Annotated in this window: 16 protein-coding genes; 14 read left to right on the top strand and 2 right to left on the bottom strand. The window is 61.4% G+C overall.

Annotation, left to right across the window (positions count from 1 at the left end; translation table 11 throughout):
- Nucleotides 1-290: 290 nt before the first annotated feature.
- On the top strand, nucleotides 291-668 hold the full coding sequence (pulS, locus tag F8562_RS09290) for a GspS family T2SS pilot lipoprotein variant PulS (RefSeq protein ID WP_004098724.1): 378 nt from the start codon (nucleotides 291-293) through the stop codon (nucleotides 666-668).
- A gap of 28 nt (nucleotides 669-696) precedes the next feature.
- Here the strand turns inward: pulS and gspB are convergent, their stop codons facing one another.
- The gene (gene gspB / locus F8562_RS09285) at nucleotides 697-1221 is read right to left on the bottom strand and encodes a type II secretion system assembly factor GspB (RefSeq protein ID WP_014227982.1); all 525 of its coding nucleotides are present in this window, start codon (nucleotides 1219-1221) and stop codon (nucleotides 697-699) included.
- Nucleotides 1222-1292: 71 nt separating this feature from the next.
- Nucleotides 1293-4565, bottom strand: a complete 3273-nt coding sequence (gene pulA, locus F8562_RS09280; protein WP_014837434.1) for a pullulanase-type alpha-1,6-glucosidase — start codon at nucleotides 4563-4565, stop codon at nucleotides 1293-1295.
- A 352-nt stretch (nucleotides 4566-4917) separates the two neighbouring features.
- On the opposite strand from pulA, the gene gspC reads away from it, so the two are divergent.
- Genes gspC through F8562_RS09215 form a run of 13 tightly spaced genes read left to right on the top strand, consistent with a single transcriptional unit; the run spans nucleotide 4918 to nucleotide 16542 of the window.
- Nucleotides 4918-5757, top strand: a complete 840-nt coding sequence (gene gspC / locus F8562_RS09275; RefSeq protein WP_032694390.1) for a type II secretion system protein GspC — start codon at nucleotides 4918-4920, stop codon at nucleotides 5755-5757.
- A gap of 36 nt (nucleotides 5758-5793) precedes the next feature.
- Nucleotides 5794-7740 (top strand): GspD family T2SS secretin variant PulD, encoded by a 1947-nt coding sequence (pulD, locus tag F8562_RS09270; protein ID WP_029946937.1) that lies wholly within the window; start codon nucleotides 5794-5796, stop codon nucleotides 7738-7740.
- Nucleotides 7737-9230: a type II secretion system ATPase GspE gene (gene gspE / locus F8562_RS09265; RefSeq protein ID WP_014837431.1), complete on the top strand. Its 1494-nt coding sequence runs from the start codon at nucleotides 7737-7739 to the stop codon at nucleotides 9228-9230. Before pulD ends, gspE begins: the two co-directional genes overlap by 4 nt.
- Before the next feature lies 1 nt (nucleotide 9231).
- Entirely contained in the window at nucleotides 9232-10437 is a 1206-nt protein-coding gene (gene gspF / locus F8562_RS09260; protein ID WP_014837430.1) for a type II secretion system inner membrane protein GspF, read from the top strand.
- A gap of 20 nt (nucleotides 10438-10457) precedes the next feature.
- Complete coding sequence (gspG, locus tag F8562_RS09255) at nucleotides 10458-10880, top strand: type II secretion system major pseudopilin GspG (protein ID WP_004098709.1); 423 nt, start codon at nucleotides 10458-10460, stop codon at nucleotides 10878-10880.
- A complete protein-coding gene (gene gspH / locus F8562_RS09250) occupies nucleotides 10880-11392 on the top strand; it encodes a type II secretion system minor pseudopilin GspH (RefSeq protein WP_014837429.1) in 513 nt (170 codons plus the stop codon). Before gspG ends, gspH begins: the two co-directional genes overlap by 1 nt.
- The gene (gene gspI / locus F8562_RS09245) at nucleotides 11389-11754 is read left to right on the top strand and encodes a type II secretion system minor pseudopilin GspI (RefSeq protein WP_009654631.1); all 366 of its coding nucleotides are present in this window, start codon (nucleotides 11389-11391) and stop codon (nucleotides 11752-11754) included. Before gspH ends, gspI begins: the two co-directional genes overlap by 4 nt.
- Complete coding sequence (gspJ, locus tag F8562_RS09240; protein ID WP_014837428.1) at nucleotides 11751-12347, top strand: type II secretion system minor pseudopilin GspJ; 597 nt, start codon at nucleotides 11751-11753, stop codon at nucleotides 12345-12347. Before gspI ends, gspJ begins: the two co-directional genes overlap by 4 nt.
- Nucleotides 12344-13324, top strand: coding sequence for a type II secretion system minor pseudopilin GspK (gene gspK / locus F8562_RS09235; RefSeq protein WP_014227974.1), 981 nt, complete (start codon nucleotides 12344-12346; stop codon nucleotides 13322-13324). The genes gspJ and gspK overlap by 4 nt, the downstream gene beginning before the upstream one ends.
- A complete protein-coding gene (gspL, locus tag F8562_RS09230) occupies nucleotides 13317-14510 on the top strand; it encodes a type II secretion system protein GspL (protein ID WP_042944310.1) in 1194 nt (397 codons plus the stop codon). Before gspK ends, gspL begins: the two co-directional genes overlap by 8 nt.
- Entirely contained in the window at nucleotides 14503-14988 is a 486-nt protein-coding gene (gspM, locus tag F8562_RS09225) for a type II secretion system protein GspM (protein WP_014837427.1), read from the top strand. The genes gspL and gspM overlap by 8 nt, the downstream gene beginning before the upstream one ends.
- Complete coding sequence (locus F8562_RS09220; protein ID WP_151891900.1) at nucleotides 14978-15742, top strand: type II secretion system protein N; 765 nt, start codon at nucleotides 14978-14980, stop codon at nucleotides 15740-15742. The genes gspM and F8562_RS09220 overlap by 11 nt, the downstream gene beginning before the upstream one ends.
- 2 nt (nucleotides 15743-15744) lie before the next feature.
- The gene (locus tag F8562_RS09215; protein ID WP_032720561.1) at nucleotides 15745-16542 is read left to right on the top strand and encodes a prepilin peptidase; all 798 of its coding nucleotides are present in this window, start codon (nucleotides 15745-15747) and stop codon (nucleotides 16540-16542) included.
- Nucleotides 16543-16592 lie beyond the last annotated feature (50 nt).

Raw genomic sequence — 16592 nt, 5'->3', positions numbered from 1 at the left:
TTTTACATGCTCATCAGGTAACAAAAGGGAAATTATTATGTTTTTTAACAACATAAACATGTCCGTCCGTATCCTTCTACATGCCGCCAAAAGAAAGCGGAACGGCAACGCCGGAAAATAGTATTTCCGCCATAAAAGAAAAATCATGCAGGTGAAAGAAAAACAAATTTAAAAGACGACAATGATAAAAAAGCGAGCCGCTTAACATTGATAATTTGGCAGATTTTCTGATGACTGCGGACAAATATTTGTTAAACTGTCAGCCAATTAATTTTTCCGATTAATATATTATGCGCAACTTTATTCTATTCCCGCTTATGGCGGTCGCCCTGCTCTCAGGCTGTCAGCAAAATCGTTCGACAACCCTCAGTCCTGCCGTGAGCGGTCAGGCCCAGCTTGAGCAGCTCGCCTCCGTCGCCGCCGGGGCGCGCTATCTGAAGAATAAATGCAACCGCAGCGATCTGCCCGCCGATGAAGCGATTAATCGTGCGGCAATAAACGTGGGTAAAAAACGCGGATGGGCGAATATTGACGATAATCTGCTAAGCCAGCGCAGCGCGCAGCTATATCAACAGCTCCAGCAGGACAGTACCCCGGAAGCCACAAAATGCAGCCAGTTTAATCGCCAGCTGGCGCCATTTATTGATAGCCTGCGCGGCAATAAATAGCGCTTATTTTTATTCCGCTCGCACTATTTTATTCAGCCTGCGGACTCTCCTCAATCGCCCCGCCCGGCCAGTCATCCAGCGCCGCGAGGGTAAACGTTTTACCGTTGAAGCTAAATACGGTGAGATCCTGCTGAATCTGCTCAATAACCAGGTTCGGCAGCGGCGAGTCGCCCTCCTTCCAGGACTGTCCGTTTAATACAATGCTGCGTTTCTCCGCCAGCGAGGCGTAGACGTGCGCGCTATAGCGCAGAGGCGGCAGAGTATCTTCATCGATCGCTATTTCTGGTTCAGCCTTCATTTCTGGCTCGGCTTTAACCGCCGTCACGGCAGTTTTGACCGCCGGTTGATTCAGCGGCACTAACGCCGCATGCGCTACCGGCTGCCTTATCGGCTGCGGCTCGGGCTTATTCCGCCACTGCTCGCCGCCGAACCAGCCGAGCGCAATCAGCAGCGCGGCGTACAGCGGTACGGTCACATAGGGGATCTGCACCATTTTTCCAACTACCGTCGGGGGCGCGGACTGCGGGTACGGCTCTTGCTGACGAACAAGCACGGGCTTCTCCTTAATCAAGACACGCCATCCCGGCCCGTGGTTATGACGCCGCGGGCCGGGAGGTTCAGGTCTTACTTGCTGCTGACCGGCAGCCCGGCGCCCTGGGCATCGCCCTGCGGCATTTCCAGCACCGCCACCGACCATGCCGGCAGCGTGACCGTGCCGTCAGCGGCAATCTGCACGCCGTTTGCCAGCGAATTTTCGCCCGCCGCCTGCTGGATCGCGCTCAGCTGCAGCGTTTCACCGGCAAACTCATTCAGCGTACGGCTTTCCGGCGCGGCGTTAATCACCACCACCAGGCCGTCAAGACGGCTATCCAGGCTGGCGCCCGCTTTCACTCCGTCATCCACGGTCATAATCAGCAGACCGGCCTGCTGGTCTGAACCGGTATTACGGAAATCAACGCGCTTCATCACCGCGCTGCCGTCGCCTAAGGTGAACAGCGGGGAGGATTTACGCAGCTCGGTCAGCTCCTGGTAGAACGCGGTCATCTGCTTCAGCTCCGCTTCGCCCGGAGTGGCAACCATCTCTTTGACGCGAGTAATCACGTCATAGTTGCTGCCGTCATCGCTGATGCGCGGCATCCCAACGTTGTAGTTGTTATCCTGCAGGGAATAATCCACGCGGTTGAACCAGTCGCCGGAGTCGTAGGAGTCGCGGGTAAAGGATTTCGAGCGCAGCAGTTCAGAACCCTGCTGGTCGAAAGCGATCCCCTGCCCGAGCATCACCGTCGCCAGCGAAACGGCCTGCATGCGAACGCGGGTCGCCAGGTCGGCTTCCTGGGACGCTTTATAGCTGATCATGTCCCACAGCGTCTGGTTGTCGTGCTTCGAAACATAGTTGACGACTTCCGTCGGGTCTGCGGCATAGCCGCCAGGCGCGCCGTTATAGTCAATTTCGCTGCCTTTCTTCACCGCACCGTCTTTGTCGATCATCACAAAGTCAGCGAGGTTACCGGCCATGCCCAGACGGGTCAGATCGGCCAGATGACGCACCTGGTCATCGCTCAGGCTGGCGAGTTCGTTTGGCAACACGCCCGCGCCGCTGCCGACGCCCTGGTTCTGACGCAGCGCATCGCCGGAATCGAACGGGCCGCCGCCGCGCACGGAGTCGCGCAGGCGATCGGAGAACGTGCCGATGCCGGTACCTTTCAGGTTGATCTGCGAGGCGATTTCAAAACGGTCGCTCTGGTTCGAGTCCCAGCCTTCGCCGAAGAAGTAGATATCCGGGTTCAGGGCCTTAATGCGCTCCCACGCCGAGAGAATTTGCGCTTTCGGGTGATAGCCCATCAGATCGAAGCGGAAGCCATCGATTTTATAGTCCGTGGTCCACACCGCCAGCGAGTCAGCGATCAGCTTGGCGAACATCCGATGCTCCGGCGCAGAGTCGGAACAGCAGGTGGCGGATTCAACGCTGCCGGTCATTTCATTCAGACGCTGATAGTACCAGGGTACGATCTTATCCAGCACCGACGTGCGGTCGGTCGGGCCCGCGGCGTTGGTGTGGTTGTATACCACATCCATAATGACGTTCATCCCCAGATCCTGCTTGATCGCCTGAATCATGGTGCGGAACTCTTTGATGCGCGTCGTGCCTTCCGGATCGGTCGCGTAGGATCCTTCCGGAACCGTGTAGTGGAACGGATCGTAGCCCCAGTTGTAGGAGTCGGTCTGCGCCACCAGCGTATTCAGCGCCTGCACCTGAGGATTATCCTGGCTATCGCTCTGCTTAAGCTGATTCAGCACCTCTTCCACGGTGGAACCGCTGTCGCAGTATCCGGCGAACTCGCTGCTTTTCACCGCGCTGTTCACTTCACACAGGCGGCTGAACGGCTGCTGAATATCGGCGACTTTGTCGCTGAACTCGTTCACCGTCGCCAGATCGAAGACCGGCAGCAGTTCGACGTGCGTGACGCCTGAAGCGGAGAGCTTCTTCAGATGCTGCACCATATTGCTGTCGCCGGCGGTCAGCGCAAGGTATTTACCGCGCAGTTCGGCCGGAACGGTCTGGTCCCAGGCGGAGAGATCGCGAATATGCGATTCATGAATCGTCATCTTCGCTAAATCCGCTTTTGTCTTCTGGGCATGCGGCATCGTCAGGCTATCCCAGCCGTCAGGCTTCAGGGCGCTGTCGTTGAGATCGACCACCTGGCTGTACTCCGAGTTGGTCGACAGGCTATGCGCATACGGATCGGTGACTTCGTACTGTTCAACCTTGCGCGACTGCGGGTGATAAACCGTCATCGCATAGCGGTAGAACGCGCCTTTCAGATCGCTACCGCCCTGCCACGACCACGCGCCGGAAGCGCTGTCGCGGGTCATCGGATGGCTGCCAATCACTTTTTTGTCCGCGCTGTAGACCACCACATCCACCTGCTGAGCGGTCGGCGCCCAGACGCGGAAGGTGACGCCGCCGTCGGCCAGCTGCGCGCCGTAGCTCAGGGCTTCCGCCGCTTCGGCATAGGTATCATCCAGCACGCCCGCCGTCTGTACCTGGGTGGCGGAAATCAGGATCCCGTCCTCTGCGGCGGCAATGGCGACCGTTTCGCCCTGCAGCAGCTCGTCAACGTTGGCGTTGTCCGGCAGCTTAAAGGCCGCATAGCTGGAAAGGTGCGGGAAGCGCATGCTGACCTGCTGGCTGACGGTAGTCGGCGTCAGTTTCAGGTAGCGGTCGGTAAATTTGCCTTCGCCGTCGGCCGCCACTTTACTGCTGTGGCTGTAGTAGAGGCGCACGAGGGGCTTATCCTGCCCGCCCGGCCACAGCAGCGTATTTTTATCGACCCAGTGGGCTTCGGCCAGCGCGACGCCAAAAGCGGCGCGGAAGGCGTCGGCGCGGGAGTCATAGACCGCGCTGTTGCCGGCGATCACCGATACCGTACGATCGGTAAAGTCGCCAAACGACACCCGCAGGTCGCTATCGATCAGCTTATCGGTGCCGTCGCGAACGATAACGTTAATACAGCCGCTCTCTTTGTTGAGCGGGATCACCCAGTACGGGCCATATTTATCGCTGCCGCTCGGCGTGGTGCTGACGTCATTCCAGTCCGCTACCGGCGCGCTCAGCGCGTCGCAGGTTTCGTTGTTCCATAAGTAGAGGTTTTTACTGCTGTAGTCCGCAGCGCTACTGCTGGTGATGCCGGCGATATCCACCAGGTGAATGACCGCCTGCTTTTCTGTCGCCGTGGCCGCTTCGCCGGGTACGGCAACGTCAGGTAAACGTACAACCACATCCTGATTACCAGGAGTATCGGGATTTCCAGAGGAAGAAGAAGAGGATCCGTTATCGCAGCCGCTAAGTAAAACCAGCGATCCCAGAACCAGGGCATTACGGGTATATCTGAGCATTCGATAGTCCCTATACATGCTGATTAAATTATATGAAGTGTTATATACGCGAAACTATTCCTGGCGCACTTAAGCACCATAAAAAAATAACGAGCATATCTTTAAAGCGCCGATAATTAGATATTCTTGCTCTCTCCGGTTCAATCATCCATTCGCTCATTACGTGGGGGCGTAGGCGGCCGGAGGAGAAAAAATAAAAAGGGAATGACGACCGCAATAGCCAAACTCTTTATGATTCGCAGCGACCTACGCAGATTCCCGCAATAAGCACGCTCACAATAAAAAATGCCCCACCAATATCGGTAGGGCGGTACCTTTTGCTGAGGGAAATAGAATGAGCAAAGGAATAAAAATGCATAATTCCGTGATGAGATTAACAATATCAAATAAAAAAATAATTAATTACGCGCCTCATATTGTGACGTCCATCATATTATTTTTTATCTGCCAGCAGCTCGCCCAATTAACCTGGAAAATAATTCTCCCGGTAAACTTTACGGATAACGCCTTGAGCCCTGCCGATATGACGGCGCCCGCAACCCCCTCCCCGGAAACGGCGCTGCCGCGCTTTACGCTGTTTGGCCTTGCGGAGAAAACCTCCGCCTCCGCGCACGGCGGCAACCTCGACCAGGCGCCCGTATCGGCGCTCAAACTGCGCGTTACCGGCCTGCTCGCCAGCACCGATCCCTCTCGCGCCATTGCCATCATGATGAAAGGGAATCAACAGGTTAGCCTCGGGATTGGCGATAGCACGCCGGGCGGAGAGGCGAAAATCGTCGCCATTTTCCCCGACCGCCTGATTGTTAATTACCGCGGCAGAAATGAGGCTATCCCGCTGTTTAACGACCCGCCCGCCGCCGGCAAAAATAGCGCCGCGCCGCCAGCCCGCCAATTGGCGCAGGAACTCCGCGCGCAGCCGCAAAATATTCTTCATTACCTCAATATTTCGCCGGTCATGGTTAACGACAAGCTCAGCGGATATCGTCTGAATCCGGGCAAAGACCCGGCGCTATTTCGCCAGGCGGGTCTCAAGGAAAACGATCTGGCGATAGCCCTGAACGGCCTGGATCTCCGCGATAAAGAACAGTCCCGCCAGGCATTAGCCCAGCTACCGGAATTAACTGAAATAACTCTTACCGTTGAACGCGACGGCCAGAAACAAGATATTTATCTAGCCCTGAGGGATGAATAATTGATCATCGCCAACGTCATTCGCCCATTTTTCCTGATGCTGCTGGTATTCGCCGCGCTGTTATTCAAACCGGCCGCGGCGGAAGAGTTTTCCGCCAGCTTTAAGGGCACCGATATTCAGGAATTTATCAATACGGTGAGTAAAAACCTGAATAAAACGGTCATTATCGATCCCAGCGTACGCGGCACTATTACCGTGCGCAGCTACGATATGCTCAACGAAGAGCAATATTATCAATTCTTCCTCAGCGTCCTCGATGTCTATGGCTTCGCGGTGATTAATATGAATAACGGCGTCCTGAAAGTCGTTCGTTCGAAGGATGCGAAAACCGCCGCGGTGCCGGTGGCGAGCGATGCCGCGCCGGGCATTGGCGATGAGGTCGTCACCCGCGTCGTGCCCCTGACCAACGTCGCGGCCCGCGATCTGGCGCCGCTGCTGCGCCAGCTTAACGATAACGCCGGCGCGGGCAGCGTGGTGCACTATGAACCCTCCAACGTCCTGCTGATGACCGGCCGCGCGGCGGTCATCAAGCGCCTGCTAACCATCGTCGAACGCGTCGATAACGCCGGAGACCGCAGCGTGGTGACCGTTCCCCTCGCCTGGGCCTCCGCCGCCGATGTGGTCAAGCTGGTGACCGAACTCAACAAAGACACCAGCAAATCGGCGCTGCCCGGCTCAATGGTCGCCAACGTGGTGGCCGATGAACGCACCAACGCGGTGCTGGTCAGCGGCGAGCCGAACTCCCGCCAGCGGATCATCGCCATGATTAAGCAGCTCGACCGCCAGCAGGCGACCCAGGGCAATACCAAAGTGATCTACCTGAAATACGCCAAAGCCTCCGACCTGGTGGAAGTGCTGACCGGCATCAGCAGCACGATGCAGAGCGAAAAGCAGGCCGCGAAGCCGGTGGCGGCGCTGGATAAAAATATCATTATCAAAGCGCACGGTCAGACCAACGCCCTGATTGTCACCGCCGCCCCGGACGTAATGAACGATCTGGAACGGGTGATCGCCCAGCTGGATATCCGCCGCCCGCAGGTGCTGGTCGAAGCGATTATCGCCGAAGTGCAGGACGCTGACGGTCTGAACCTCGGCATCCAGTGGGCCAATAAAAATGCCGGGATGACCCAGTTCACCAACAGCGGTCTGCCGATATCCACGGCCATCGCCGGGGCCAACCAGTACAACAAAGACGGCACCGTCAGCAGCTCGCTGGCAAGCGCCTTAAGCTCCTTCAACGGCATTGCCGCCGGGTTCTACCAGGGCAACTGGGCGATGCTGTTAACCGCCCTCTCCAGCAGCACCAAGAACGATATTCTCGCGACGCCGAGTATCGTCACCCTCGACAACATGGAAGCCACCTTTAACGTCGGCCAGGAGGTCCCGGTGCTGACCGGCTCGCAAACCACCTCCGGCGATAACATCTTCAATACCGTCGAGCGCAAAACCGTCGGCATCAAGCTAAAAGTGAAGCCGCAGATCAATGAAGGCGATTCGGTTCTGCTGGAGATCGAACAGGAGGTCTCCAGCGTGGCGGACGCCGCCTCTAGCACCAGCTCGGATCTCGGCGCGACCTTCAATACCCGTACGGTTAATAACGCCGTGCTGGTCGGCAGCGGCGAAACGGTGGTCGTCGGCGGACTGCTGGATAAAAGCGTCTCCGACACCGCCGACAAAGTTCCTCTGCTCGGCGATATCCCGGTGATTGGCGCGCTGTTCCGCTCCACCAGCAAAAAGGTCTCCAAGCGCAACCTGATGCTGTTTATCCGCCCGACGGTGATCCGCGACCGCGACGAGTACCGTCAGGCTTCATCCGGGCAGTACACCGCGTTTAACGACGCCCAGAGCAAACAGCGCGGCAAAGAGAACAACGACGCGATGCTGAGTAACGATCTGCTGGAGATCTACCCGCGCCAGGATACCGCCGCGTTCCGCCAGGTCAGCGCCGCCATCGACGCCTTCAATCTGGGAGGCAATCTATGACCCCCGCCGCTGAACGACGCCCGCTGCTCCCCTTCGGCTACGCCCGCGCGCACAACGTGATGCTCCTGAGCAACGGCGAAAGCTGCGAGGTTTTCTGCCTCGCCGCCACCGCGCCGCAGGCGCTGCTGGAAGCCCGCAGGGTGGCCGGGATGCCGTTCAGCCTCGAGCGACTGGAAGCGGAGGCGTTCGAAAAGCTGCTGGTGCTGAGCTATCAGCGCGACTCCGCCGAGGCCCGGCGCATGATGGCGGATATCGGCAACGAGCTGGATCTGTACACCCTTGCCGAAGAGCTGCCGGACACCGACGACCTGCTGGATAGCGAAGACGACGCGCCGATTATCCGCCTGATTAACGCCATGCTCACCGAGGCTATCAAAGAGAAAGCGTCGGATATTCATATCGAAACCTATGAACGCCACCTGCAAATTCGCTTTCGCGTCGACGGCGTACTGCGCGAAATCCTGCGCCCCCAGCGCCGCCTCGCCGCGCTGCTGATCTCGCGCATTAAGGTGATGGCGAGCCTTGATATCGCCGAAAAGCGCATTCCTCAGGACGGTCGCATGGCGCTGCGCATTGGCGGACGCGCCGTCGACGTGCGCGTCTCCACCCTGCCGTCGAGCTACGGCGAACGCGTGGTGCTGCGTCTGCTCGATAAAAACAGCGTCAATCTCGACCTGCTGACCCTCGGCATGTCGCCCGCGCTGCTTCAGCAGGTGGATGGACTGATCGCCCGCCCGCACGGCATCGTGCTGGTGACCGGGCCGACCGGTTCGGGAAAAAGCACCACCCTCTACGCCGCGCTGAGCCGCCTCGATGCCCGCGAGCGCAACATCATGACCATTGAAGATCCTATCGAATATGAGCTGGAGGGCATCGGTCAGACCCAGGTTAACGCGAAAGTCGATATGACCTTTGCCCGCGGGCTGCGCGCTATTTTGCGCCAGGACCCTGACGTGGTGCTGGTGGGCGAAATTCGCGACGGCGAAACGGCGCAGATCGCCGTTCAGGCTTCGCTAACCGGTCATCTGGTGCTCTCAACGCTGCACACCAACAGCGCGCTGGGCGCCATCTCGCGCCTGCAGGATATGGGCGTGGAGCCTTTTCTGCTCTCCACCTCGCTGCTGGCGGTGATGTCGCAGCGGCTGGTGCGCCGGCTCTGCCCACACTGTCGCCAGCAGGAACCGGCGAATGCCGACACCGCCCGCCAGATGGAGATCGCTCCCGGCACGGCGCTCTGGCAGCCCCGGGGCTGCGCCGAGTGCGGCTTTACCGGCTATCGCGGACGTACCGGCATTCACGAACTGCTGCTGGTGGACGATCGCGTGCGTATGGCAATCCACCGCGGCGAAAACGAGGTGACGCTGAACCAACAGCTGGGGGCGGACTATATCACCCTGCGCCACGCCGGACGGGACAAGGCGCTGGTGGGGATCACCAGCTGGCAAGAGGTGCTGCGGGTTAGCGAACAGCAGATCGCGGAGGCCTCCTGACATGGCGCTTTTTCGCTATCAGGCCGTTGATGAAAACGGTAAAACCCGGCGCGGCGTCCAGCAGGCGGACTCCGCCCGCCACGCTCGCCAGCTGCTGCGGGAAAAGGGCTGGCTGGCGCTGGACATCGCCCCGGCAGCCGGCAGCGGCGGGCAACCGCGCTTTATCCGCCGCACCAACACCCGCGATCTCGCCCTCGTTACCCGCCAGCTGGCGACGCTGGTCGCCGCCGCCATCCCGCTGGAAAAAGCACTCGACGCGGTGGCCCAGCAGTGTGAAAAAAACCAGTTGAAAACCCTGATTGCCGGCGTGCGCGGCAAAGTGCTGGAAGGCCATTCGCTGGCGGAAGCGATGCGCGGCTACCCGGGCTGCTTCGACGCGCTCTACTGCGCGATGGTCGCCGCCGGAGAAGCCTCCGGCCACCTCGACGGCGTGCTGAACCGGCTGGCGGACTATACCGAACAGCGCCAGCAGCTGCGCGCCCGGCTGCTGCAGGCGATGATTTACCCCATCGTGCTGACCCTGGTGGCGGTCAGCGTGATCGTCATTCTGCTATCGACGGTGGTGCCGAAGGTTGTCGAGCAGTTTATCCACCTTAAGCAGGCGCTGCCGTTTTCCACCCGCCTGCTGATGGCGATGAGCGATGTGCTGCGCGCCGCCGGTCCGTGGCTGCTGCTGGCCGCCATGCTCATCGCTCTGCTGCTGCGCTACCTGCTGCGGCAGCCGGCAAAGCGGCTGGCCTGGCACAGGCTGCTGCTGCGCCTGCCGCTGATTGGCCGGGTCGCGCGCAGCGTTAACAGCGCCCGCTACGCCCGCACCCTGAGCATTCTCAACGCCAGCGCCGTTCCGCTGCTGCTGGCGATGCGCATCAGCGCGGAAGTATTAAGCAACGCCTGGGCGAAGCGCCAGCTGGAAGCCGCCAGCGACGCGGTTCGCGAAGGCGTCAGCCTGCATCGCGCGCTCGAAATGACCCAGCTGTTCCCGCCGATGATGCGCTACATGGTCGCCAGCGGCGAACAGAGCGGCGAGCTCAACGGCATGCTGGAGCGCGCGGCGGATAACCAGGACCGGGATTTGAGCGCGCAAATTCAGCTGGCCCTCAGCCTGTTTGAACCTCTGCTGGTGGTGGCGATGGCCGGCATGGTGCTGTTTATCGTCCTCGCCATCCTGCAACCGATACTGCAGCTCAATACCCTGATGAGTATGTAATTGTTCTAATGGAGAAAAATATGCAACGACAGCGTGGATTCACCTTACTGGAAATCATGGTGGTGATTGTCATCCTCGGCGTGCTCGCCAGCCTCGTGGTGCCCAACCTGATGGGCAACAAGGAAAAGGCCGACCGGCAAAAAGTGGTCAGCGATCTTGTGGCGCTCGAGGGGGCGCTGGACATGTACAAACTGGATAACAGCCGCTATCCCACCACCGAGCAGGGGCTGCAGGCGCTGGTCAGCGCGCCGTCGGCCGAGCCGCACGCGCGTAACTATCCTGAAGGCGGCTATATTCGCCGTCTGCCGCAGGATCCGTGGGGCAGCGATTACCAGCTGCTGAGCCCCGGCCAGCACGGACAGGTGGATATTTTCAGCCTCGGGCCGGACGGCGTACCGGAGAGCAATGACGATATCGGCAACTGGACAATCGGGAAGAAATAGTGCGACAGCGCGGCTTTACGTTGCTGGAGATGATGCTCATTTTGCTGCTGATCGGCGTCAGCGCGGGCATGGTGATGCTGGCCTTCCCCGCCTCGCGCGACGATAGCTCGGCGCAGGCGCTGGCACGCTTTGAGGCGCAGCTGCGCTTTGTCCAGCAGCGAGGGCTGCAAACCGGCCAGTTTTTTGGCGCCTCGGTGCATCCCGATCGCTGGCAGTTTCTGGTCTTACAGCCCCGCGAAAGCAACGAACCGCCCCCGGCCGGCGACGACTGGAACGGCTATCGCTGGCTCCCCCTGCGCGCCGGACGCGTCGCCACCTCGGGCAGCGTCGCCGGGAACACGCTGCATCTCACTTTTCCGCAGGGCGAGGCCTGGACGCCGGGCGACAATCCCGATGTGCTGATCTTTCCCGGCGGTGAGATGACGCCGTTCCGGCTGACCGTCGGCGAGGGACCGGGTATCGCGTTTAATGCGCGCGGCGAAAGCCTGCCCGAACCGCAGGAGACGCCATGAAAAAGCAGGCCGGTATGACGCTGATTGAAGTGATGGTCGCCCTGGCGGTCTTCGCCCTCGCCGGGCTGGCGGTGATGCAGGCCACGCTCCAGCAAACCCGCCAGCTGGGTCGTATGGAAGAGAAAACCCTGGCCGGTTGGCTGGCGGATAATCAGCTGGTGCAGCTACGGCTGGAAAATCGCTGGCCCGCGCTGAGCTGGTCGGAAACCACGGTGCAGGCGGCGGGCGTCAGCTGGCACATTCGCTGGCAGGGGGTGGAGACCGACCTGCCGCAGCTGCGGGCGCTGGACGTTGAAGTCCGCCGCGCCAAAAGCGATAAAATGCCCGTCTCTTCGCTGCGCACCTACGTGACGCCGCCATGATCCAGCGCGCTCGCGGATTTACCCTCGTCGAAATGCTGCTGGCGCTGGCAATCCTCGCCGCGCTCAGCGTCGCTGCGGTCACGGTGCTGCAAAACGTGATGCGCGCCGATACGCTCACCCGCGATAAGGGCGGGCGCATGCAGGCGTTACAGCTCACGTTCAGCCAGATGGCGGCGGACTTTAGCCAAATCATTCCCCGCCGCAGCCGCGACAGCGCGAGCCTCTTTTTTGCCGGACGTTTTCAGCTCGGCAGCGACGACTGGGCGATCGCCTTTAGCCGCAACGGCTGGCCCAATCCTTTGGGGATCCTGCCGCGTTCGGAAATTCAGAACGTCAGCTACCGCCTGCGTGGGGATCGGCTGGAGCGTCTGAGCTACGACCAGCAGGACCCGCTGCCCGGTAGTCTGCCCACGGTGACCGTTATGCAGCGCGGCGTCCAGGCGTTTCGCCTGCGCTTTTACGCCAGCGGCCGCTGGCAGGATGAATGGCAGCAGACGCAGACGCTGCCGCAGGGGCTGGAAGTCACCCTGACGCTGGAGCAGTCCGGCGAGATCCGCCGGCTGTTTCTGCTTACGCCGGGAGGCAGCCAATGAATACCCGCCAGCGCGGCGTCGCCCTGCTTATGGTGCTGCTGATCCTCGCTCTGATGATGGTGCTGGCGAGCGCCATGACCGAACGCAGCGCGCGGATGTATCAGCAAACCGCCACTACCCTCGATAACCTGCAGGCTAAATGGTACGCGCTGGGGGCGGAAACCCTGGCGGCGGCGCTGCTGCAACGCGACGCGCTCGACTCGCCGAACCAGACCCATCTGGCGCAGAACTGGGCCCAGCAGGGGCGCCGCTTTGCGGTCAATGATGGCGAGATCTACGCCACGATTACCGACGCTCAGGCCTGCTTCAACCTCAACGCCATTAACCAGCTCAGCGGCGACGAAAGCGTTGAAATCCCTTATCCCGCGCAGGTTTTTACCCGACTGCTGGAGAACCTCGGCAGCGAGCCGCTGCGCGCCTTACAGCTGACCGCCGCCCTGCGCGACTGGGTGGATAGCGATCGCCAGGCGCTGCTGAACGGCGCGGAAGACGAAGTCTATATGGCGCAATCCCCCGGCTATCTGACGGGCAATCAGCCGCTGCAGGACGTCAGCGAGCTGCGTCTGCTGGCCGGGATGGACGCCGCGCTCTATCAGCGTCTGCTGCCCTACGTCTGCGCCCTGGCGGACGAGACGCTGCAGGTGAACGTCAATACCCTGCAGCCCGCTCAGGCCGCGCTGCTGGCGGCGCTCTTCCCCGCTGAACTCACCCTCGTCGAAGCCCGGCAGCTGCTGCAGGCCCGCGCGACCACCGGCTGGAGCAGCGTCGCCGCCTTCCTGTCGCAGCCGCTATTACAAAAAACCGATACCGCCGCCGCGCGTCCGTGGCTGGCGGTGCACAGCGAGCGCTTTATCGCCACCTTCAGCGTGGTGATGGGCAGCGCCCGCTATCAGCAACGCAGTCTCCTGCAAAAGCAGGGGCGAACCTTCAGCGTCGTCCAGCGGCGCTACGGAATCTATTGGGTAGCCGATGAATAACCACCATACTTTTTCCGCCGCCGTGCTGATTATTCGCCTCAATCCCGATGCCGCGACGGCGATATGGCGGCTGGCCGCGCCGGGCGACGCGGCGCAGACTGGCGAGTGGCATCCTGACGCTGGCGACCCGACGCTCAGCCTGCTGGCGCAGCGTCATCCGGCCTGGGTGCTGGTGCCCGCCAGCGACTGCGCGTTTCATCGCGTTACCCTGCCCGCCGGCGCGCGCCGAAATGCGCAGCAGGCGCTGGCGTTTTTACTCGAAGAACAGCTGGCAACGGAGATCGAAGAGAGCCATTTTGCCCTGATCCACCGGGATAAAAGCGACTGTGCCGTGGCGGTGGTCGGGCGGGAGAAGATGCGCGCATGGCAGGCCTGGTGCGAGGGGCTCGGACTCAACGTGCTGGCCCTGACGCCGGATGCCCTTGCCCTGCCGCAGAACCCGACCGGCTGGAGCGCCGTACGCTGCGGCGAACAGTGGCTGTTTCGCTGCGAGACGTGCAGCGGTATGGCGGTGGAAACCCCATGGCTCGGCGAACTGCTGGTTCACTGGCCTGACCTCGCGCCCATCGCCTGCTACTCACCGCCGCCGGATATCGCCGCGCCGTGGCAGCCTCGCCCGGCGCAGGATTTGCTGGCGCTGGCGGCGAGCAACCCGCAGGCGCGCAAAATCTGCTTACGCCAGGGCAATTTTGCCGCGAAACGCCGGCCGCCGACGCCCCGACGCTGGCGGCCGACGATTGTCGCAACCCTGGCGCTACTGCTGCTGTGGAGCGGAAATCGCCTCCACGACCATCTCGCCCTGGCGCGTCAGGCCGACGCCGCCGTGCAGGCCAGCCGTGATTTTTACCGCCAGTGGTTCAAAGCGGAAAAAAATCTCGTCAATCCACGCCTGCAAATGCAGCAGCATCTGCGCCGTCTGGAAAGCGTGAGCGCCCGGCCGGCGCTCATCTCACGGCTCGGCGCCCTGCAGCAAATCATCGCCGAAACGCCGGGCATTCGTCTGCGCGCCCTGAGCTTTGACGCCGCGCGCAACGCGCTGCAGTTGGAGATATCCGCCGTTTCATCGCAGGCTCTGGCGCAGTTCAGCCAGCGGGCGCGGGCGGGGTTTCGCGTGCAGACCGGCGAGATGAAGCCGCGCGCCGACGGTATTGAAGGGCGTCTGACGCTGGAGGGGAACGATGGATAACCTGCTCGCCTTATGGCAACAGCGTACGCGCCGCGAACGGCATCTGCTGCTGGGGATGGGCGTCATGCTGCTTATTGGCCTGATTTATTACGCCCTCTGGCAGCCCTGGCAAAATCGCGAGGCGCAGTGGCGGCAAACGCTGGCCAGGGAGCAGTCCAGCCTGCGGTGGATGCGCCAGCAGACCCCGCTTCTCCAGCAGCTTAACCAGCGGAAACCTTCTGCCGCGCCGGAAGAACCCTCAACGGTGATTATGCGCGAAGCCGGCCGCCACGGTATCGCTATCGTTCGCCTGCAGCCGCAGGGCTCCCGCCTGAGCCTTACCGTGCAGCCCGCCGATTTCCAGACGCTGATGGCATGGCTGGACGCGCTGGGGCAGGCGGGGATGACTACCGCCACCCTGGCGGTGACCGCCGTGGCGCAGCAGCCCGGTTGGGTGACGATTAATACGCTGGTGCTGGAGCGCAGCGATGAAAAATAAACTCACTATCGCCCTGCTGCTGGCGGCGGTCTATCTCTTCTGGCTGCTGCTTAGCGCACCGGCGCAGCTGCTTACTCTGGCGCTACCGGGCGGCGCGCGGCTCGGCGAAACCACGGGCACCCTGTGGCAAGGAGAAGCCCGTCAGGCCAGTTGGCTCGGTTTTGACATCGCCCATTTACGCTGGGAGTTTGGCTTTTCGTCGTGGCTTCCCGGCTGGCATATCGCGTTTAACGACCCCTCCGGCCTGCGCGGCCGGGCCTGGCTGCACGGTCTGAACGACGTTGTGGTGCGCGAGGGGCGACTCGCGGCGCCGGCCCGGACGCTCGGCCAGCGGTTAGCATCCGGCATACCGCTGGAGGCTCGCGGTCAGGTTGTGCTGACGCTGCCCGAGGCCCGCTTTAACGCCGGCGGTTGCCGACAGATGACCGCCAGCACCGTGCAGTGGCGGGATGCGGCGCTCAGCTCCCCCGCCGGGTCGCTCGAACTGGCCCAGGTCAACGGCAAATTAAGCTGTACCCCGGCGGGCGCGCTGACTGTCGCCCTGACCCAGGACTCCCGCCAGCTTAGCCTCGCAGGACAGGGCGTTCTGACGCCCAACGGGCGCTATACGTTTAACGGTACGCTGCAGACCCGCCAGACGGCTCCGGCGCTGCTGACGCTGCTGCTCGCGCAAAACGGCCGCAAAGATGAGCAGGGGCGCACGCCGTGGCAGTGGCAGTGGCAGGGGCAGTGGCGCTCCGGGGAGAAAAAATAGAGATGGAAAATATCGCGCTGTTACCCGAGTTCGCCGCGCAATTCCCGTCAATCTGGGGTGGCTTTTTATTCCTGTCCGGACTGGCGTTCGGCAGCTTTTTTAACGTCGTTATCCATCGTTTACCGCTGATGATGGAACGCGCAGAGGGGGTAAATCTCTGCCTCCCCGCCTCGTTCTGCCCGCAGTGCCGTCAGCCTATCGCCTGGCGGGACAATATCCCGCTGCTGAGCTTTTTATGGCTCATGGGGCGCGCGCGCTGCTGCGGGCAGCCGATCTCGCGTCGCTATCCCCTGATGGAGCTGACGACCGGCGCGCTGTTTGTACTCGCGGGGTACCTGATGGCTCCGGGTATGCCGCTGCTGGGCGGGCTAATTTTCGTGTCCGTACTGCTGATCCTCGCCGCCATCGACGCGCAAACGCAGCTGCTGCCTGACAGGCTGACGCTGCCGCTGCTGTGGGCCGGGCTGCTGTTCAATCTTTCCGATACCTTCGCGCCACTGGCGGAGGCGGTCATTGGCGCGATGGTCGGGTATTTGTCGCTGTGGTCGGTGTACTGGGTGTTCCGTCTGCTGACCGGTAAAGAGGCGCTGGGCTACGGCGATTTCAAGCTGCTGGCAGCGCTCGGCGCGTGGCTCGGCTGGCAGCCGCTGCCGCAGACGCTGCTGCTGGCTTCCGCCAGCGGTCTGGTCTGGACGCTGCTGCAGCGCCTGGTAACCCGTCGTTCGCTCGAACAACCTCTGGCCTTCGGCCCCTGGCTGGCGCTGGCGGGCGGCGGCATCTTTTTGTGGAGCCAGGTATAAAACATCCCCTGCTCGCGCTGCGCTTAGCAGGGCTACTGGCGGTGCTGGTC

Origin of the sequence: Klebsiella sp. RCJ4 (genome assembly GCF_009025755.1) — a bacterium.
GTDB classification, from domain to species: domain Bacteria; phylum Pseudomonadota; class Gammaproteobacteria; order Enterobacterales; family Enterobacteriaceae; genus Klebsiella; species Klebsiella michiganensis.
Note: the sequence above shows the minus strand (reverse complement) of the source record. Positions and strands in the feature narration are given on the sequence as shown.

Coding starts and splice junctions, on each gene's coding strand:
- pulS (WP_004098724.1), top strand. CDS start 291: ATGCGCAACTTTATTCTATTCCCGCTTATGGCGGTCGCCCTGCTCTCA.
- pulA (WP_014837434.1), bottom strand. CDS start 4,565: ATGCTCAGATATACCCGTAATGCCCTGGTTCTGGGATCGCTGGTTTTA.
- gspC (WP_032694390.1), top strand. CDS start 4,918: ATGCATAATTCCGTGATGAGATTAACAATATCAAATAAAAAAATAATT.
- pulD (WP_029946937.1), top strand. CDS start 5,794: ATGCTGCTGGTATTCGCCGCGCTGTTATTCAAACCGGCCGCGGCGGAA.
- gspE (WP_014837431.1), top strand. CDS start 7,737: ATGACCCCCGCCGCTGAACGACGCCCGCTGCTCCCCTTCGGCTACGCC.
- gspF (WP_014837430.1), top strand. CDS start 9,232: ATGGCGCTTTTTCGCTATCAGGCCGTTGATGAAAACGGTAAAACCCGG.
- gspG (WP_004098709.1), top strand. CDS start 10,458: ATGCAACGACAGCGTGGATTCACCTTACTGGAAATCATGGTGGTGATT.
- gspI (WP_009654631.1), top strand. CDS start 11,389: ATGAAAAAGCAGGCCGGTATGACGCTGATTGAAGTGATGGTCGCCCTG.
- gspJ (WP_014837428.1), top strand. CDS start 11,751: ATGATCCAGCGCGCTCGCGGATTTACCCTCGTCGAAATGCTGCTGGCG.
- gspK (WP_014227974.1), top strand. CDS start 12,344: ATGAATACCCGCCAGCGCGGCGTCGCCCTGCTTATGGTGCTGCTGATC.
- gspL (WP_042944310.1), top strand. CDS start 13,317: ATGAATAACCACCATACTTTTTCCGCCGCCGTGCTGATTATTCGCCTC.
- gspM (WP_014837427.1), top strand. CDS start 14,503: ATGGATAACCTGCTCGCCTTATGGCAACAGCGTACGCGCCGCGAACGG.
- F8562_RS09220 (WP_151891900.1), top strand. CDS start 14,978: ATGAAAAATAAACTCACTATCGCCCTGCTGCTGGCGGCGGTCTATCTC.
- F8562_RS09215 (WP_032720561.1), top strand. CDS start 15,745: ATGGAAAATATCGCGCTGTTACCCGAGTTCGCCGCGCAATTCCCGTCA.